This is a genomic window from Dietzia maris (genome assembly GCF_014144855.1).
Lineage (GTDB): Bacteria > Actinomycetota > Actinomycetes > Mycobacteriales > Mycobacteriaceae > Dietzia > Dietzia kunjamensis.
Genome location: NZ_JAALDN010000447.1, coordinates 1 through 2,020 on the forward strand (window position 1 = coordinate 1; position 2,020 = coordinate 2,020).

A 2,020-nucleotide genomic window follows, 5' to 3' on the forward strand; every position below is an offset into this window, starting at 1 on the left:
CTCGACGAGGGAGTCCGGGACGTACACCTGGGTGAGCGTCAGGTTGGACGTCCATGTGCTGGCGGAGCTCCGTGCGTTCCGGGGGATGAGCAGGAACACCGAGGCCACCAGGACGAGATACGCGGGCATGATCCGGACGAGTCGGGAGCGCAGATAGTCGCGGGCGGGCCGTGCGGTCCCCGTGCCTCCCCGGCGTGCGTGCAGGGCGTGCGCGCGCCACAGCAGGAAGCCCGAGAGCGCGAAGAACACGGCCACGGACAGGTCGAAGCGGCCCCAGACGCGGTTGAGGAACGACCCCGTCGAGGCCCCGGTCTGGAACGCGACATGGGTGGTGAGTACAGCGAACGCGGCGACCGCCCGGAGCCCCTCGAGCGCCGGCACGAAGCCCGTCGCGGAGGGCAGTGTCCCGACTCGATGGTCGGGGGTGCCAAATGCGTTCTTCATCACTGTTAATCTTCTCCTGATGATGGTCCGGTCTGGCAGCCGACCCGGGGACGTTACCCGGGCGTGACCACGGACCGAGGGCGCGACTCCAGGAGGACAACCGATGGCACGACAGAGCAGTTCCGCGGGACGGAGGTCGTCGGTGCCCGCGCTGGTCCTCGTCGGGCTCGGCGCATTCTTGATCACTATCGCACTGGCGCTCGTGTTCTTCGTGGTGCCGGCGCAGAAGAAGACCCCGCTGGACATCAATTCGACGACCGTCACCGAGGTCGCGCCGGGGGCGGTCCTCGTGGGCAGGGCGCTGGCGGGCAACGCGCCCACCGAGCTCAACGCGGACCGGCCCGAGTGCCGTCCCGAGGACGGGGCCGAGGCCGCGGCCGGGGACGAGGGAGAGGGCGACGCGCCCGAGGGTGAGGCCGCCGAGACCGAGCAGGCCTTCCCCGTCTCGTGCTTCATCGACAACGACATCCCCCTGTACTCGCAGCGTCGGGTGATGGCCGTCGAGCCGTCGGACGCCGACGTCATCACCCTGCAGGCCGCCCAGTCGCTGCTGCGCGAGGACATCGCGGGCGGCGACGAGGTCGAGGCGCTGATCAACGCCACAATCGACCGCATCACGCTGGACCGCGTCACGGCGCAGCCGGTCGACGAGGCCACCAGCACCCTGCAGGTCGTCGCGGGCGGCGCCGACGACACCGCCCCCACGGGTTTCGTCCGCGAGGGGCTGCAGTACAAGTTCCCGTTCGACACCGAGCAGCGGGCCTACGACTACTTCGACGCCAGCACCTTCACCACCAACCCGATCGAGTTCGTCGGCGAGACGTCCGTCGGTGGGATCGAGGCCTACGAGTTCACCCAGAACCTCGGCCCGATCGACATGTGGTCCTCGATCCGCGATCACTTCGCCTCGATCTCCGACGGCTACGACCCCGCCGTCGAGTCGGTCCTCGCCAGCTACCGCCGCGAAGGCATGACCGCCGGCCAGTGGGGCCTCGAGGGTGACCCGGAGCGCCCGGTCGACATGCGACGCTTCTACACCAACACCCGCACGGTGTACGTGAACCCGGCCACCGGCCAGATCATCAACGGCAAGGAGGACATCTTCCAGTTCTTCGCCGAGGACCAGGCCGAGGCCGACGCCTTCTTCTCCGACAAGGCCCGCCTGGAGGAGGAGAAGGCCGAGCCGACCCGCACGGCCGTCCGCTTCCAGTCCGGCTGGAACGACGAGACCCAGGAGAGCACTCTGGCCGCGGCGCAGGACAGCGCGGACACGCTCAACACGTTCGGTCGTATCGTCCCGGCGGTGCTGGGCATCCTCGGCCTGCTCTCGCTGATCGGTGGCATCGTGCTGGGCCTGCGCGGGAGCCGCGGCGGCACCGGCGGACGGACCACCCGGACCCGCGCCTGATCTGTCAGACCCCGCGGCCGCCCGCCTGACCGGAGCGGGGGCCGCACCCGGAGCATCGCCAAGAGCGTTCCGCACACGACACCCGAGTGGGAGTGTGCGGAACGCTCTTCTCGTTGGGTGACGGACCCGCGACCGCCGCGCAGCCGACCGCGACCGACCGCGACCGAC

General features: G+C 70.0%; 2 protein-coding genes. One reads left to right on the top strand and one right to left on the bottom strand.

Annotated features, from left to right (window positions below; translation table 11 throughout):
* Positions 1-444, bottom strand: a 444-nt coding sequence (locus G6024_RS13990; RefSeq protein ID WP_159148969.1) for an acyltransferase family protein, incomplete at its 3' end; no start/stop codon positions are given.
* A 103-nt stretch (positions 445-547) separates the two neighbouring features.
* Here G6024_RS13990 and pgfA point away from each other — a divergent pair.
* The gene (pgfA, locus tag G6024_RS13995) at positions 548-1,852 is read left to right on the top strand and encodes a cell envelope lipid trafficking protein PgfA (protein WP_119191868.1); all 1,305 of its coding nucleotides are present in this window, start codon (positions 548-550) and stop codon (positions 1,850-1,852) included.
* Positions 1,853-2,020 lie beyond the last annotated feature (168 nt).

Bases quoted from the DNA above. Each gene is read 5' to 3' on its own strand.
- pgfA (WP_119191868.1), top strand. From the start codon at position 548: ATGGCACGACAGAGCAGTTCCGCGGGACGGAGGTCGTCGGTGCCCGCG.